The sequence below is a fragment of the Clostridium sp. UBA2485 genome, assembly GCF_002341865.1.
Taxonomy (GTDB): Bacteria; Bacillota; Clostridia; order Clostridiales; family Clostridiaceae; genus Clostridium_J.
Genome location: NZ_DDOV01000049.1, coordinates 62870 through 79141, shown reverse-complemented (window position 1 = coordinate 79141; position 16272 = coordinate 62870). Strand labels below are relative to the sequence as shown.

General features: G+C 26.4%; 17 protein-coding genes. 1 reads left to right on the top strand and 16 read right to left on the bottom strand.

Translation table 11 applies throughout. The annotated features are described in order from the left end of the window. Positions 1 to 87: 87 nt before the first annotated feature. The 11 genes from B3603_RS09730 to B3603_RS09680 all read right to left on the bottom strand — a co-directional run bounded on the left by B3603_RS09730 (position 88) and on the right by B3603_RS09680 (position 8463). Positions 88 to 315 carry a hypothetical protein gene (locus B3603_RS09730; protein ID WP_291563938.1) on the bottom strand — a complete coding sequence of 76 codons (228 nt, stop codon included), beginning with the start codon at positions 313 to 315 and terminating at the stop codon, positions 88 to 90. 141 nt (positions 316 to 456) lie between these two features. Next, positions 457 to 981, bottom strand: a complete 525-nt coding sequence (locus tag B3603_RS09725; protein ID WP_291563936.1) for a GNAT family N-acetyltransferase — start codon at positions 979 to 981, stop codon at positions 457 to 459. Between the two features lie 295 nt (positions 982 to 1276). After that, positions 1277 to 1735 (bottom strand): GNAT family N-acetyltransferase, encoded by a 459-nt coding sequence (locus tag B3603_RS09720; RefSeq protein WP_291563934.1) that lies wholly within the window; start codon positions 1733 to 1735, stop codon positions 1277 to 1279. Positions 1736 to 2190: 455 nt separating this feature from the next. After that, positions 2191 to 2694 (bottom strand): hypothetical protein, encoded by a 504-nt coding sequence (locus B3603_RS09715; protein WP_291563933.1) that lies wholly within the window; start codon positions 2692 to 2694, stop codon positions 2191 to 2193. Between the two features lie 235 nt (positions 2695 to 2929). Further along, entirely contained in the window at positions 2930 to 3361 is a 432-nt protein-coding gene (locus B3603_RS09710; protein ID WP_291563931.1) for a GNAT family N-acetyltransferase, read from the bottom strand. Positions 3362 to 3810: 449 nt separating this feature from the next. Further along, complete coding sequence (locus B3603_RS09705) at positions 3811 to 4431, bottom strand: HD domain-containing protein (RefSeq protein ID WP_291563929.1); 621 nt, start codon at positions 4429 to 4431, stop codon at positions 3811 to 3813. 81 nt (positions 4432 to 4512) lie between these two features. After that, on the bottom strand, positions 4513 to 5094 hold the full coding sequence (locus B3603_RS09700) for a flavodoxin family protein (protein WP_291563927.1): 582 nt from the start codon (positions 5092 to 5094) through the stop codon (positions 4513 to 4515). 66 nt (positions 5095 to 5160) lie between these two features. Continuing rightward, entirely contained in the window at positions 5161 to 5976 is an 816-nt protein-coding gene (locus B3603_RS09695; RefSeq protein WP_291563925.1) for a TIM barrel protein, read from the bottom strand. Between the two features lie 163 nt (positions 5977 to 6139). Then, the gene (locus B3603_RS09690; RefSeq protein ID WP_291563923.1) at positions 6140 to 6679 is read right to left on the bottom strand and encodes a GNAT family N-acetyltransferase; all 540 of its coding nucleotides are present in this window, start codon (positions 6677 to 6679) and stop codon (positions 6140 to 6142) included. Between the two features lie 396 nt (positions 6680 to 7075). Then, positions 7076 to 7369, bottom strand: a complete 294-nt coding sequence (locus B3603_RS09685) for a hypothetical protein (RefSeq protein ID WP_291563921.1) — start codon at positions 7367 to 7369, stop codon at positions 7076 to 7078. A 257-nt stretch (positions 7370 to 7626) separates the two neighbouring features. Then, positions 7627 to 8463, bottom strand: a complete 837-nt coding sequence (locus tag B3603_RS09680) for a GNAT family N-acetyltransferase (protein ID WP_291563920.1) — start codon at positions 8461 to 8463, stop codon at positions 7627 to 7629. A 452-nt stretch (positions 8464 to 8915) separates the two neighbouring features. On the opposite strand from B3603_RS09680, the gene B3603_RS09675 reads away from it, so the two are divergent. Beyond that, positions 8916 to 9860: an AEC family transporter gene (locus B3603_RS09675; RefSeq protein ID WP_291563919.1), complete on the top strand. Its 945-nt coding sequence runs from the start codon at positions 8916 to 8918 to the stop codon at positions 9858 to 9860. Positions 9861 to 9934: 74 nt separating this feature from the next. On the opposite strand, the gene B3603_RS09670 is transcribed toward B3603_RS09675, so the two are convergent. From B3603_RS09670 to B3603_RS09650, 5 genes are all read right to left on the bottom strand, one after another. Continuing rightward, positions 9935 to 10810 (bottom strand): FUSC family protein, encoded by an 876-nt coding sequence (locus B3603_RS09670; RefSeq protein WP_291563918.1) that lies wholly within the window; start codon positions 10808 to 10810, stop codon positions 9935 to 9937. A gap of 499 nt (positions 10811 to 11309) precedes the next feature. Next, entirely contained in the window at positions 11310 to 12695 is a 1386-nt protein-coding gene (locus B3603_RS09665; RefSeq protein ID WP_291563917.1) for an MATE family efflux transporter, read from the bottom strand. A gap of 244 nt (positions 12696 to 12939) precedes the next feature. Further along, entirely contained in the window at positions 12940 to 14112 is a 1173-nt protein-coding gene (locus B3603_RS09660) for a GH39 family glycosyl hydrolase (protein ID WP_291563915.1), read from the bottom strand. Then, entirely contained in the window at positions 14093 to 15031 is a 939-nt protein-coding gene (locus tag B3603_RS09655) for an AraC family transcriptional regulator (protein ID WP_291563913.1), read from the bottom strand. The genes B3603_RS09660 and B3603_RS09655 overlap by 20 nt, the downstream gene beginning before the upstream one ends. An 11-nt stretch (positions 15032 to 15042) precedes the next feature. Continuing rightward, complete coding sequence (locus tag B3603_RS09650; RefSeq protein WP_291563910.1) at positions 15043 to 15909, bottom strand: MBL fold metallo-hydrolase; 867 nt, start codon at positions 15907 to 15909, stop codon at positions 15043 to 15045. Between the last annotated feature and the right edge of the window lie 363 nt (positions 15910 to 16272).

The window sequence follows — 16272 nt, the reverse complement described above, 5'->3', positions numbered from 1 at the left end:
AGGAATATAATATGGTTTATCTTCTGTTAATGGTTTAAGTACCTTTTCATAAAATGAGTCTAAATTATATGCAAATTTATAATATCCTTATGCTGAATCTCTACCAAGCTGATATCTAATGTTAGATAGATTATGGAATCCATCAATAGTAACATGAAAAGCTTCAAAGCCTTTGCTCTTAAGAAAATCAACAAGTTCAGAAGCAAACATAGTCTTTCCAGAGCCTTGAGCTCCATTTATCAATATTCGAAATGGATGAGATTTTTGCTTATTCTCAATGGCATCTCTTATTTTCTTAAAAACATATTCATTCATATAAATTAACCTTTCTATATGCTTATAAACATATAGAAAATTATAATATAAAAACACATAATAAGTATAAAGTAAAGATACACAAAATATATTTTCTATTTTAAATATGGATAATTATGAAATAGTGTTGTCTAGAAATAATTATAATTCTAATACCATATGTATATCATATGGTTCTAACTCATATAACTCTTTATTTATTTCATTTGTTAATTTTGAACCTACAGCAAAATAAAAGTTTACTGTATTTTTAAATGGTGTTGCAGATATATAAAGACTTTTAGCTCCTAAATCCTTTGCCTTTTCACACAATAAATTTACTAAATTTTTGCCTATACCTTTTTTACGGTAATTATTACTTATATAAAGCATATCAAGTTTAAGTTGGTCATTATTTTTACCAATAAATTTACTTTCTAAGGCAGCTAAACCTATAATTTTATCATTATCAAATGCACCATATATAGTTCCATTTCTATCGTATATATCTTCTAATCTATTAATATAATCTTGTAATTCTTCTAAAATCCATCTTTCAATATTATAAAATTCATTTACTATTTCAAGTTTATTATTTTTAAAATAATAAACTTCATTTACTATTTCTTTTCTATCAATTTCACTTAATAATTTAAGTTCTGATTTTTCAAGTAATCTATAATTCAAAATAACCAGCTCACTTTCATATAAAATTATTTTTTAGTTTTAATATATAATATCATATTTAACTTTTTTCATTTATAATATATTCTCTAGAGAATATTGTTCTCCTTCTCATTTCAACAAAACTAGTACCTAACATAATACTATAATCTACTTATTAAGAATTACTATAAAGTCATAAATTATTTGAATTACGACGTAAAAATATCGTAAAATTCATTTCTGAATAATACGGTATTTAGAAAAATTATTTGATTTTATATTTTAATCGTTAAATAAGAAAAATGTAAAACATTATCTATCTATGTCCTTCTAATCTAGCCTTAATATATCCCATATATGTCATTGTTGAACTATCAGATATTTGAGGAATTTCAAATCCGCATTTTTTATAGAAGTCATAATTTTCTGGAGTTGTATGCGCCCACCAATTTCCATGGGGTAACTTTTCTAAACACAGGTCCACAAGTTTTTTACCTATGCCTTTTCCTCGATACTCTTCTTTCACAGCCAGATCTTGGATTGTTGCAGTCATAACTCTATCTGACACAACCCTTACCATAGCTATCATATCTTCCTTATCCCAGACAGTGAAAACCCATGATGAATTTTTAAAGCAGATTTCGTACTTTTCATCTAGCCATGACGGTTGACTTGCAGACACCCAACCAACCTCATTGTACATTTTTTTAATCGTATCCCCTTTAAGCCCATCTGCTCCTTCTCTAATAATCAATCCCTTATAATATTGATACATAAGATACCTCCCTAAAATTAATTTAGACGCAATTTCCTACAATTGTGATTAAAACATGTCCATTTTATCCATATTATAACATGCTTTCAAATACCGTATTATTCAATTTTCAAAGAACATTATTTAGTTTACAATATAATCAATTTGCTTAATCATATAAAGTAATAATATCTTTAATGGATAATACTGTATTAACTTTATAAAATTTATATCATACTAAATATCTTTTCATTCGTAATATATTTCTTAGGAAATACTTTTCTTCTTATTTCTACAAATCTAACCCTTATCATACTCTACAAGTTACCTATTAAACTCAATATAAAGTCGTAAACTATTTTGAATGATAACACAAAAATACCGTACATTCATTTCTGAATAATACGGTATTATATTGAATATTTTATACAATTAAAGCTAATCTTTAGCTTACCTTTTGAATATGTAGTTATCCTTTATTTACCAACAAATGTAGCTGCTCCATTATCTCCACTATAAGGAGGAGCTCCTTCAACAGTTACATAACAAATTATTAGTTTATATTCTTCTCCTCTAGGAATATCTTGGTTAAAAGTTAATATAAATGTTTTTGCTGAACCATCCTTCGAACTAATTTTAACTAAATTATCAGTAAGTGAATTACTTTCATTTACCTTATCATTTTTACCAAGAGTAGCTATATGTTTGGGTTTAACATTCTTTGTATCTTGAATCCAATAATTAGTTGCTTTAGTCCCTAATTTCTTATCTACATCTCTATCATAGCTTATTTGAATTTGATTAGGCGAAATCTGCTCAACCTTTACTAACTTTGGAATAGGAAATTTTTTATCCTCAGTGGAATTTAGAGAAGTAGCTGAAACCTCAACAACTGGTTTAGCACTTATATTAATTCCCATGAACGATTGAACTACCATTACAGTACATATAATTAAAAAATAACTTAAATATTTCTTCATAATTACCTCCTAGTATATTTAATAAATATTGTCGCAAAATTATCTTTCCCCAAATTTATTAAATATATCAGCCTAGAGAAATCATTTAATGCTTTAATATTCAGTTTTTATTGTTGTAATGCTAAATAATCACTTTCACGTAATTGTATAGAATAATATCTATTAAAATATTAACTTTCTGCATAATATTTGATAAAAGTTATAGTTTTTTAAGATTTTATTCTTACTGTAAATACTAATCATTAAATATTTCCATAAATTTTTCAGGATTACTTAAATCGCTAAATCCAAATTTTTTATAAAACTCATGTGCATCTTTCGTAGCAAGACACCAACGCCTTAAATTTTGTAAATCTGAATATTTAAAAACACATTGTAGAAACCATGCTCCTAATCCCTTATGTCTATAATCTTCAGCAATTACAACATCACATAAATATGCAAAGGTAGCACAGTCTGTGATAACTCTTATCAATCCAATTTGTCTATCCTTATGAAATAGAGAAAAGCATAATGAATTTTTTAGGGATTTAATAATTACATCTTTTTTGCGAGAATTGGCCCAATAAGATTGTGCCAGAAGTGAGCAAACAACATTAATATCTATTTTTTTAAAATCCGTTGTGATATAAAAATCATCTTTTTCATATTCTACTATTTGATACATAATAACTACACCTCATCCATTTAGAAAGTCTAAATAATATAGAATCAGTCTTAAGGTTATACTGCATTTTACTAAATACCTATTAATATATTTTTAAAATCTAATAGCCTACTTATTCGTCGTTACACAAAATATATTTTTTAAATACATATAACTATAAAATAACATCCTTCATTTAAATACTGTAATAATTTATATTTTTATAAATTTGTACCATATCTAATTTTTTATTCCTAATATATTCTCTAGAGAATACTGTTCTCCTCCTTATTTAAATAAAAATAGCACCTATCATAGTATTATAATTTACTTATTAAAATTAATATAAAAATCGTAAAGTATTTTAAATTATGCAATAAAAAACACCATAAAATCCATTTCTGAATAATATGGTATCTTAAGAAATTAGTCGCTTTCCTAATTATTACGTAGTAGTATCTAACAGAATATTATTTAAATGTATTTTCCGCTACATTAGGTAATATACTATAGATTGATTTACCAATTTTATCTTCAAAATAACGTTGATTTTCAAAGGTTGATTTCCACCTTGGTATTGTATATTCGTTAATCCCACCTCTTAATGCTATATCTACAAGTCTTTTCTCAATTAAGCAAAATCCATTTGGTAGTGATAAATAGTCACATAATTTTATTAATTTATCATAGTCTGTCTCATCTGTACCTGATAAGTATTCTTTTACAAAGTTATATTCTTCCTTTGTACCATCCCATTTTCCTACAATAATAACTTCATTGTTATATTTAAAGGCTGTATGACTTAAACAAGTTCTTGCTACTAAATCATATCCATTTCTAATTGCATAATTGTATCCATCTAGTCCATGCCTCATGCCATGTACCCCTTCTCTTCTTCCTATATCATGCAATAGCCCTAAAATATATGCTAATTCTGAATCTAGATTATCTGTTTGTTCTGCAATTAGTTTCGCCCCCTCAGCCACATACATTGAATGCTTGACCCAACCACCAGGATTTAACTTTTCCGCTTCCTTTAAAATTATCATTGCTTCTTCTAATGTTGGTACACTTTGATTATTATATTTCATATTATTTGCCCCCCTTGTACTTTAAGTTACTTCTTATAATCTTATAATGTATAATTGCCCCAAGAAAATTACACCATTATATCATTCACATTTATTATAAATTTTTAATGCAAAATCTTTAGCATTTTCAATAACTTCTTCAGTTTGAAAATCAATAATCCCATTAATGTCTCTAACTGTTAACATTCCTAAATAATCAAGATGTGAATGTATTGAAAGTCGCTTTAATACTTCTTCAAATAAATCTGCACCGCTTTCTATCTCATAACCACAGGTAGCTATAATTGCACACTTTTTGTTTTCCCATAATCCATAATGCTTTTTAGTATTTCCATAGAATTTATTCATACAGAAAAGCCTGTCCATAACTACCTTCATTGGTGCTGTACAGGACCAAGAGTAAATTGGAGTAGCAAAAACTATGCAGTTTGCTTCCAAAACTGATTTATAAATTTGTTCCATTTCATCTTTTATAGGACAACCTGGCTTATCATCGATATCTTGACAAACAAAGCAACTTTTACAAGGCTCAATATGTTTATCACAAAGCCATATGTATTGAACTTCTACATCTTGAGATTTCAGTTGTTCTACAAATGGTCGTATTAGCATTTCAGTATTGCCATTCTTTCTCATACTGCCCATTAAAACACATATATTCATTATTACTTCACTCCTAAAAAACAATTGCCATTATAATTTATGTCCTACTCAAATTTCTCATATATCTTAACCTATAATCTCTCTTACCCACTTTAATCCTTCTTCCACAACCTTTTTACTTGGATTAGTTTCTGGTGTATGTTCAAAAATAAAGGATACATCCTTACATTGTGCTAAAAATCTTATTATGTGTTCAACTTTATGACTGTATCCATTATGCTCTTGATCTGGATGAACTGGTATCCAAACATAATCCTCTCCTTCATAATGAATATTGTGTAAATGAACTTCTATTATAAAATCCTTCCACTTTTCTAAATAATCTAAAATTTCATCTCCTGTAGCAATAAGATAATCACCAATGTCTATACATATCTGTATGTTATATTTTTCCCATATTTCTATTGGAAAGTTTTGAAGGTATTTTATGCCTGCTCCAGAACGATTTAATCCAAGCTTTGGCTCACATATTAGCTTAATACCATACTTTTCTTGTATATAACTTAATTTCTTTAATCCCTCTTTAATTAACTGATTAGTATTAAGTGATACCTCATCCTTAAAATATGGAAAGTGGACTAAAAGATATTCTGCACCTAAATCTGCCATTCTTTTCGCTTCAATTTCTAGCATGTCCCATGCATCACTAGGCTTATATTTAACTTTTTCAAGTAAATCATATTTACTCCCATCACGTAATAATGGTGAATGAATTCCAAATGAAAGTCCTTTTACTTTATTTATTTCTAAAAATTTATTTAGTGCCTCTTCATTAGGGAATTCTCCAATTTCAATATGATCAATACCCTCTATGAATAATTCCGAATATAATTCTGGATTTGAATAAATTGTACTTCCTGACATCCCTAATCTATTTCTCATATACTTCTCCTTATGTACCCTATTATTTATAATTCTAAGCTCCTATTTGATTGGTGAGGCTTTTTTAATAAATATCTCTTATTTTATAAAGCATTTACTTTACCCTCTCTTTAAATATACGAATAAATTTAAAATTCTTTTTCAATATACTAATCATATATAATTATTTAATATATTCACGCTTTAAAATTGAATACATTTCTAAATCAACATAATTACCATTTTCAAATTCATATTCTCTTAATAATCCTTCCAATTTAAATCCGTTATTTTCTAAAGTTTTCTTACAACCTATGTTTCTTTTATCAACTAATGCTTCAATTCTATTATAATTTCTATCACTAAAACCAAATTCTAAAGTCTTTTTTATACATTCAGTCATTATTCCTTTATTCCAATACTCCTTTTTAAGCTTAAATCCAATTTCAATTCTATTATGATTTTTATCAAAATTAAAAACACCAATATCTCCAATATATTTATTGGTATCTTTATCTGCTATGACCCATCTTGCCCCTTTTCCTTCTTTTAAAAGGCTTATAAACCAATTAATTTCATCTTCTGCTTCTCTTATGTTTTTATATGGATCCATTCCATAATATTTTATAACTTCCTCATCATTAGTTACACTTAATAATTCTTTTGCATCTTCTAAATTAGCTTCCCTTAATCTAATAATATTGTTTTCAAATATTGTTTTCATTTTATTTCTCCTTACATATCAGTATTATCATATTCATTCTTTCAGATTTTAAATATTATAATGTAAGTATTAAACTATACTACAATATTTATCTTAACAGTCATACAATATATACAGATTCCGAACTTAATCTAATTATATTTTATATTAAAACATCATATCATCATTTACTATTTCTATGCATTATATTATATTCAAATCTCTTTTCTCAACATATTCCCTAGAAAATATCTTTTTCCTGCTTCTTATTACAACGAAAAATAGTATTATAAGCTGACTATTAAACTTAATATAGAATTATATTTCTATTAAAAAATACCGTAAAATTCATTATTGAATAATACGATATTTTAATAAAATATTTGAATTTTTAATCTTATATTTAACTTTTACCACTTAACCAATGTGTAAATTATTATTAGCTTTTATATTATCTACATACTTTTTTGCCTGTAATAAATCAAAACCTAATGTTTCTCTCACTAATTTTACTGCTTTCACATCTTTATTTTCATTTAATAAATTTCTGATTTCACCATCTAAATTTTTATCTTCTCCCTTTTTTAGCAATAAAATTTCATTTTCTAATTGCTCAATTTTTATTTTTAAAGCAGTCTTAGAATTAGATGTCTTTTCTAATATTAAAATAATTATTAATATTCCGCTTAAAACAGTCAAATAAATATTCAATTTCAATCCCTCCAATAATTAATATTTATTTTAAAACACTATTTATTAAAATCTCAAATTCTCTACCAATATCTGATATTGAAAATATATATGCAATTTCTAGCTTATAAATTTCCTATACCAATTCTCTTTATAAGTTCTGTAATCATATTCAATGTATTAATAGCCGAACTTTCAATGTTATTTTCAAAGTTCTCTCCCCCTCGATTATAGTAGTCTACACTATAAAATCTTTAACATCTCCTTATATTTAGAAATTATTTATATGTATATTCTGCAAAGCAAGCAATCTCAATAAAATTATTTCTTTCATATAACCTTTTAGCACTAACATTTGATTTTGTAACTCGAAGTCTTATATTTTTAACAAATTTATTTGTCATCATATTTCTAATGCAATGTGCTAATATATAACTTCCATATCCTTTGTTTTGAAAACTTGGCCTAACAACAATATCTGTTATATAATTCTGCTCAAATATATATGCACCTACTAGTTCATTATCTAACCAAAATGAACATACTTGATTCAATTTATCTAATTGATTAAGTTTATTATGAAATTCTTCTGCATATATAGCATGACTATCTATTTTCCATCCATTATCTTTATTCAACTGATAATATGAACTATCAAATAAATCGATAGATTCTTTTAACATACTACTGTTAAATCCTTTATTAATCATTTTGCAATCATTTATCATAGGTGCATCTTTACCAACATATTCAAGATGAAATCCCTCCATATCTATGTTAAACCCTAACATTCTTACCAAGTTGATTACTTTTGAGTTTTCCCCATATACATTAAAACAGATTTCCTTTGAATTTATTTTTGAAATATATTTATTAGTTTTATCTTCTATTACTTTCAAAACCTGCTCTATATTAGATTCATTAAGAAAAGAAGCATAAAAGATACAACAATCATCATTATCAACTATTAGAAATACACCCTTATTTTCTTCTGTTGACATAAAGTGGACTATCTCAACTCTTTTGTTATCAAACGCTTTACTTACATAATCTTTTGCATGAGGAGATATATTTTCTATTAATCTTAATATTTCTTCTAAATTCTCTAAATACATGTTTTACCTTTCTCCTTACCATTTGTTTAATCATCTTATGAAGATAATATTCTAAAATATTATTTGTTGAAATATAAACTATTAGTCCAATATATGATAATGAAATTCCATTTAAATTCTCTGAAGAACACTGTTCTCCCCTACATAAGATATATTTATTTTTTCTATTAAATAGTCACAACCCTTTCTAGTATGCTGTCTGTACTATACCTCAATTATAACACTATTTTCAACAGTTCAGTATAATATTGTTAAAAATAGGATTTACTTCTTGAACATATTCTTACAATGAAATTATTTCATAATTCTGTGTTTTCCATTATAATTAAAAGATGACTATAATCCATATTTAGACTTAGAAAAGAAAATGATTAACTAAATTACATGTGGTATTTTATTTTATACACTGACTAGTTATTTTTTAACATGCATTATAGAAAGAAGGGTTTTTAATGGTTATTCTTGATGCACTTCAAAGCGTTTTTACCATTTTTATAATGATGGGATTAGGATTTTATCTTACTAAAAAGCAATGGTTTAATAATGAAGTATCGAACTTATTCTCTAAATTAGTAATAAAAATATCTCTACCAGCTTTTATGATTTCTAATGTAGTAACTAACTTTACAAAAGAAACACTTTCTCAATCACTTATAGGTTTATTAGTACCTTTAGCAACGATGCTTATAAACTATCTATTAAGCTTTATATTTATCAAGCTTTTAAAAATTGATAAGAATAAACGTGGTACTTTTAGTGTTATGTTTTCTCTTTCTAATACTATATTTTTAGGAGTACCTATATGCACATCATTATTTGGTGAAAATGTAATAACCTATGTACTTTTATACTATATAATAAATACCTTAACATTTTGGACCATAGGAGTTTATGGAATTAAAAAAGATGGTGGTTTTTTAACAAATTCTTTTATAAACAAAGATAATTTAAAAAATATATTTTCTCCACCACTTATTGCTTTCATATTTTCTATGTTTTGTATACTATTAAATATAAAACTTCCTAAGGCTATATTAGATAGTTGCAAATATATGGGAAACCTAACTACGCCACTTTCTACTTTATTTATGGGAATTACTCTTAGCGAGCTTAAGCTAAAGGATTTAAAGTTAGATTTAAGTACTATTGTAATATTAATTGGAAGGTTTATTATATCACCTTTAATAATGATTTCTATTCTCCAATTTGTGGACTTGCCTTTACTTATGAAGAAGGTATTTATAATTGAAGCCGCCCTTCCTGTGATGACTCAAGTAGCTATTGTTTCAAAAAATTATAATGGAGATTATAAGTATGCTACAGCTATCTCTACACTTTCTACTGCCTTTAGTCTAATATTTATACCTATATATATGATATTATTTACCTATATGTAACTTTAAACCAGCAGAGTATCTGCTGGTTTTTATATTAAACTATTATTATTTTTACTATATTTGATTTACATATCCTATTTAAATTCCACTTTTAAAGAAGCTAAATTGTTCTTATTTTTTATAATGTTATTTATGTGATGCTTATAGACAACTTCATTTAAGTTAACACCAATATTTTCTGATATATAACTTTTATTGTCTTCAGTTGCTATTACATCAGTGGAATCATCCTTAGATAAACTCATGAGTATTTTAATATTGTAAAGTATGATTTTACTATGTTCTAAAACACTTTCAATATGTTTAACATTTTTCTTTTCTTTTTTTAAAAGTTCATGTTCTGATAAATAAAGCTCTAAATATTTTTCTAAAGTCTTTATTTTATTTTCAATAGAAATTAATTCTATTTCACCATCATAATATGTATCTTCACTTACTATATTAATAGTCTCATCTATAAGTTCTATACACTGTTTCTTTATTAATTCTATATGCTTAGGAGGACATATAAAATAGTTTACTAAAGAAGCTATTATTATTCCAATAAAAGTATCTAGAGTTCTATAAAATGCATATATGTACGGACTATCTCCATTTAGATTTAACATTATAGCACAAAACATTAAACATCCTACATAAGAAGAATTCTGCCATTTTAGCACATTCAGTAAAAATATTACTGTTACTATGCCTATAAAAATCATAACTAAGTTTCCTGGTGCAATTAAAGCTGAAATAAGTCCAATTATCGCACCTACTATCGTTCCTAATAATCTATCCCGTCCTACTTCATAACCTCTAATAAAAGATCCTTGCATTGCAAGAACAGCAGCAATAGCTGTAAAAAATGGATATTCTAAGTGTAAAAGCTCCGAAGTAGCCACACTTAAAGTTACTGCTAATGCTGTTTTAATATTTCTCATTCCTATATATTTTAAAACACTGTCCATATTTTTCCATACAACTCCTTTGCTCTAATTATAAGATATTCTTTATTTAGCTGTATAATTATATATTATAGACAATCAATGGAGAGTTGAAAATAGACAATTTACAATTATGGTGGAAATTAGTTTTATAAAACTAATTTCTCTAATTATTTTTTATAAGAAGTTACTTATGTAACTTCAAAAATAAATTAATTCTAAATTTCTCAGTCTCTGCTGAGAAATATCCATAATTGTGAATTTTGCATTGTGAATTGTGAATTAAATTAAGTTCTCAATTGTACAATATTTGTCTGTACATAAAAAAAGTGCAACTATAGTCAGTAGTATATTTTAAGTTAATATTTAGTAGGTGCTAAATTACTAAATATTAAACAAACATTGCAAAGGAAGAATTAAAATACATACTCTAACTATAGATTGCACATTTTAGGCATCTGAAATAAAATAACCAAAACATTGACTAGTTTTTTAAGACACCTTAATTTGTAATATTAAATTATTAATAGAAATTTAGAGATTCTATCTCTTTAGATTTTATATGAGCTTCTCTTTCTTCATCTACCAAAGCTATTGCTTTTCTAATATAATAATATCCAGTTACCGCTGAAATTATATCAGTTATTGGATAAGTAATCCAAGCTCCTGTTACTCCTAATGATTTTACTAGAAGTATTACTATAGGTATAAATAATATTAACTGTCTATATATTGAAAGTATAAAACTTGTTCTTGCTTCTTCAATTGATTGGTAAAAGTATATTGATACATAGTAAAGTCCTATTGTAGGGAATACTGATATACATATTCTAAATGCCTTAACAGCCTGTGGTAATAAATCTTTCTCTTTTAAGAAACTTCCTATTATAGGTTCTGCAAATATCAACATTCCTACCCAAAGTATTATAGAAGTTACTACCACTCCAATAATAGCTTTTTTAACTATTTCTTTTAATCTCTTATAATTTTTAGCTCCATAATTAAATGCTGCAATTGGCTGCATAGCAGAACTTATTCCTATTACTGTTATATATAAGAACATTGAAATTCTTGTTACAACTCCTACAATTATAACTGCTGCATCTCCACCTTCTGATGCCAGTATGTTATTTAATAATACAGCAACCACTGCATCCGATATCTCAATCATAAAGGTTGAAAATCCTATTGCCATTATAGTTTTACTTATAGCGCTGTTTAAGTTAAAGCTTAGTTTTAATCTTAATGCACTTTTAACTCTTGAAAACTTATAAACTACAAATATAAATGATATTATTTGTGATGTTACTGTTGCTATTGCCGCTCCCATAACACCCATTGGGAATATTACAACTAATACATAGTCTATAATTACGTTACATATAGCTCCTATTGATGTTGCAATCATTGTTATCTTATTATTTCCTAAGGCTGTCATTATATAGCAAGGTACAAATGTAAATGCCTGGAATATTCCACCAAATAATATGATACTTATATATTGATTTGCATATGGAAAAATAGTATTACTTGCACCTAACTTTGTTATAATAGATGATTTAAATGTAAAAATTATAAGTGGTATTACTGTAAGAGATATTAAAGTTAATATAAAGGCATTGTTTATAGTTTTCTTTAAATCATCATAATTTTCTTCTCCTAAAAATCTCGCTACCGCAGTAGAAGCTCCAACTGCAATTAATAATGCTATTGATGAAAGTAGTCTTTGAATTGGGAATGCTATTGTTAACGCACCTATAGCATTAGCCCCTACATATCTGCCTACATAAAAAGTATCTACCATATTATAAAGTTCTGCAACGAACATCGATATTACTGTAGGCAATGCAAATTTAAGTAATAACCGACCTACCTTTCCGTCAGAAAAAATTCTATTGTCCAATCCCATGCTATCCACCTCGTATTAATAGTATTAAATGTTAATTTTATTTCTTTATCTTTCATTTCTTAAATTATCACTCTCTTTCATCAATGCTTTTTGTACTAATACCCTTCTAAAAAACGTCTCTACTTCCTATACTACTATTATAATAGTACAAAAAAATATATGCACTCACCTATTTGCTCTATAAAAAGTACATTTTTAAGGACTTTGCGTTAAACTTTATTCTTCAAAAAAGTATAAAAGCACCCTAAAAAGGGTGCTTTTGTACTTTTTTGAGTAAAATTAGTGTTGCACCATAGCCATCTATATTAGGAGCTAAGTGAAATACTGTACTTTTTTTAGCATATTTAAATTTTATACTAGGAAAGGCTGCTTTACTTAAAAGTTCAATTTCATCTTCTTCAATAAATTGCGGTTTCCCTAAATTCAACCAATAATTAAAGGCTGACCCTTTCTTTTCACTAATTTCATACATAGTAACTCTATAATCATGATACAGATTCGTTATATTTAAGAAATATTTCTTTTCTTTAACATTTTTACTACCTCTTTTTTTTCTAAGTTCTTCAAGTTCAATAAGATTCCCTAGATCTTCACTATGAGTGTATAAAAGGATTTGTAAATCATCTCCCTTAGATGTTACAATATATCCTTCACCTTTACATACTAAAGTATCACCTAATTGACTTAAAAGATAGTAAGCAAAATAAGATGGTTTTTTAATTCCAAAGCTATTTATAATTCCACTATCACCTATAAAAAGCTGATTGTCTATATTTATATCCTTTTGTATTACATCTACCGCTTTTATAAAATCTTTGGATTCTGTCTCTAAAGTTGCCTTGTTTATTATATATGGGAGCATATAAGAGGTATCATATATGGGATTTACGGTTTTGCTTTCTGCATAAGACTCATCTATAAGTTGGAGGCTATATTGTTCTGTAAATAGCTCTATAATTTGTTCCTTTAGCTCACCTTCTATAGATTTGTGAAGCTGAAACTTCCACTTTTTAAATTCGTAAGCTCCATACTCTTCTGTAAAAAATTTTATAAAATATTTTAATATATATATTAAATTATCATCTTCAAAGTTTTTATTTTCAATTACAATAAAAGGTCTCAGCTGCATACTTAAAAGAAAGTCTACTATTTGCTTTATATACATAAAATTTATAAACTCACTGTTTTCAAATATTCCTAAGTGCTTTGAAAATAGTTTTGTAATTTTCCCATATTCAAATCCTATATTATCTTGAATATTTTTTATATATTTTCTATGATTTTCTTTTAAAAGATCATAACCATACCCTAGGTAAATCACTTCTTTATAATCATGATTAAAATTTCCCTTTGATTCAGCTGCATCTATTTGAAGTCTTATTATTTTTTCCTCATAATTAAATNNTAAATCTTTCATAATCATCTAGATATTCAGATACATAATCTATAGCTTCTTTTATATCTAAATAATCTATTTTTTTTATTTTTTCAAGATCCTTCTCATCTACTTTATATTTCTTTCTGTACTGTTTAGGGGTGAGTTTATAATGTTTTTTAAAATGCTTATTATAATATCTACTATGAGAAAATCCTACTTCTTCAGATATATCGGAAATTGTCATATCTGTATCTAATAAAAGCTTTATAGATTCCTCAACTCTAGTCAAGTTAACGAACTCTTTAAAACTCAATCCCATAGTATTTTTAATTTCATGTGAAAGATAATGCGTACTTAAAAATTCCTTCTTTGCAATATCTTGAAGACTTATCTTATTATTATAATTATGATAAATGTATTTAACTATTCTGTGATATCTTTCAAGTTGTTCTTCATTGTCCTTAAGTTCTTCTTTCTCGTACATTAAATAGTGGAAATTATTTATAAGATGATATAAAAGTTCAATTAATGTTTCTTCTATCATTTCATCATAATCATCCTGCTTTTGTACTACTTCACAAAGCACTATAGATAAATAATTTCGTATCACTTCATATTTTTCTTCATTTTGAACTCCCACGTCAGATGAATTAACGTAAAAGAACATGTTTTTTATATCTTCATAAAATTGCTCAAAAAATTTTAAGTCTATATGAAACATTAATACTTTGTTTTCTTCATCATCACTATAAATCCTATGAGCTTCTTCTGTATTTATAATTTCAATTTCTCTTTCTTCCACTTCATAGGTTTCTGATTCAATAGTTACATTAATAGTTCCTTTCAATACAAAAAGTATCTCAAGGTGTTTATGCCAATGTATAGGATATTCTTTGATATTTACTAGCTCAACTTCTACTGGTAAATTTTCTCTAAAACTTGTATATTCTAACCTCATTTAGCATCTCCTCACAAATTGATTTCCATACCATCATAGGCAAATTTTATATTCTGTTCTCTATACTTTTCTTCTAATTTAATATAATCACTATAAGATTTTCCCCAATCCTCCTCAATATGAGTTATTATTACTTCTTTTATATTGTACTTATTCTTAATTTCTATAACTTCCTCCATTGTAAAAAGAGTTTGTCTTAATATATTATCTTTTGGTATAAAATATCCACCCTTTAGTGGTTCATCCGGTATAACATTACCTAAAATCATACATTCAGCGTTATAAAGGGTTTCTTCATCTTTTGGAAAAGGTTTTATGTCACAAGGAGCATATATAAGTTTTCTTTCTCCCTCTTCAAAAACAAATATTGTAGATGTATCAGGAGTTTTTACCGGGATAAAACTTATTTTTATATTATCTATAGTTATAGATTCATGTTCATTTAAACTCTTAATTTCAATCAATCCTGTACTTTCATAATACCCTAGATAAGAGCCATATTTATTTCTTATTTGTTTTAAATCTTCAATAACGTCATAAAGTCCATAAAGAGATATTTTATTATCAGCAGATTTATTATCAACTAAAAACTCAAGCCATCTTAACTTTAGATGCTCTATAACTCTCATACCTAATGTATGATCCGGGTCCCAGTGACTATATAATATATTTTTAACTTCACTTATATTTTCTCTATTAATTTGATAAACACTATCCTCCGGAGTATCTATAATAGTTTTTATATCTTCAATAAATATTGAGCACCCACTTCTTGAAAAGGGTACCCCTTTGTTTCTAGCTTCATTGCAAACTTTACATTGGCAAGTAGGCAGTGGAAGTGCAACACATCCTCCTGATCCTAAGACTTTAATTTTCATAAATTCCCTCCTAAACAACTATATATCAATGGAGAATTGACGATGGACAATTGACAATTATAGTTAAAATTAATTCTTGCAAATTAATTTTTTTAATAGACTTTTCAATGCAAGTGACCCTGTCACTTCCAAAAGAAATCAATTCAAAACTTCTTCCACAAGGAAAATTATCCACAATTCTCCATTATCAATCATCAATTTTCAATTGCATAAGTGACTGTGTCACTTTTAAAAAGAATAAATTTAAAACTTCTCTTACAAAAGAGAAGTATCCATAATTGTCCATTGTCAATAGTCAATTCTCAATTATATAGGGTAAAATCCCAAATAATTAATAACATAAGTATATAAATATATAAGATT

Excerpts from the sequence above, each read along its gene's own strand:
- B3603_RS09730 (WP_291563938.1), bottom strand. The coding sequence starts at position 315 with ATGAATGAATATGTTTTTAAGAAAATAAGAGATGCCATTGAGAATAAG.
- B3603_RS09720 (WP_291563934.1), bottom strand. The coding sequence starts at position 1,735 with ATGTATCAATATTATAAGGGATTGATTATTAGAGAAGGAGCAGATGGG.
- B3603_RS09715 (WP_291563933.1), bottom strand. The coding sequence starts at position 2,694 with ATGAAGAAATATTTAAGTTATTTTTTAATTATATGTACTGTAATGGTA.
- B3603_RS09710 (WP_291563931.1), bottom strand. The coding sequence starts at position 3,361 with ATGTATCAAATAGTAGAATATGAAAAAGATGATTTTTATATCACAACG.
- B3603_RS09705 (WP_291563929.1), bottom strand. The coding sequence starts at position 4,431 with ATGAAATATAATAATCAAAGTGTACCAACATTAGAAGAAGCAATGATA.
- B3603_RS09700 (WP_291563927.1), bottom strand. The coding sequence starts at position 5,094 with ATGAATATATGTGTTTTAATGGGCAGTATGAGAAAGAATGGCAATACT.
- B3603_RS09695 (WP_291563925.1), bottom strand. The coding sequence starts at position 5,976 with ATGAGAAATAGATTAGGGATGTCAGGAAGTACAATTTATTCAAATCCA.
- B3603_RS09690 (WP_291563923.1), bottom strand. The coding sequence starts at position 6,679 with ATGAAAACAATATTTGAAAACAATATTATTAGATTAAGGGAAGCTAAT.
- B3603_RS09680 (WP_291563920.1), bottom strand. The coding sequence starts at position 8,463 with ATGTATTTAGAGAATTTAGAAGAAATATTAAGATTAATAGAAAATATA.
- B3603_RS09675 (WP_291563919.1), top strand. The coding sequence starts at position 8,916 with ATGGTTATTCTTGATGCACTTCAAAGCGTTTTTACCATTTTTATAATG.
- B3603_RS09670 (WP_291563918.1), bottom strand. The coding sequence starts at position 10,810 with ATGGACAGTGTTTTAAAATATATAGGAATGAGAAATATTAAAACAGCA.
- B3603_RS09665 (WP_291563917.1), bottom strand. The coding sequence starts at position 12,695 with ATGGGATTGGACAATAGAATTTTTTCTGACGGAAAGGTAGGTCGGTTA.
- B3603_RS09650 (WP_291563910.1), bottom strand. The coding sequence starts at position 15,909 with ATGAAAATTAAAGTCTTAGGATCAGGAGGATGTGTTGCACTTCCACTG.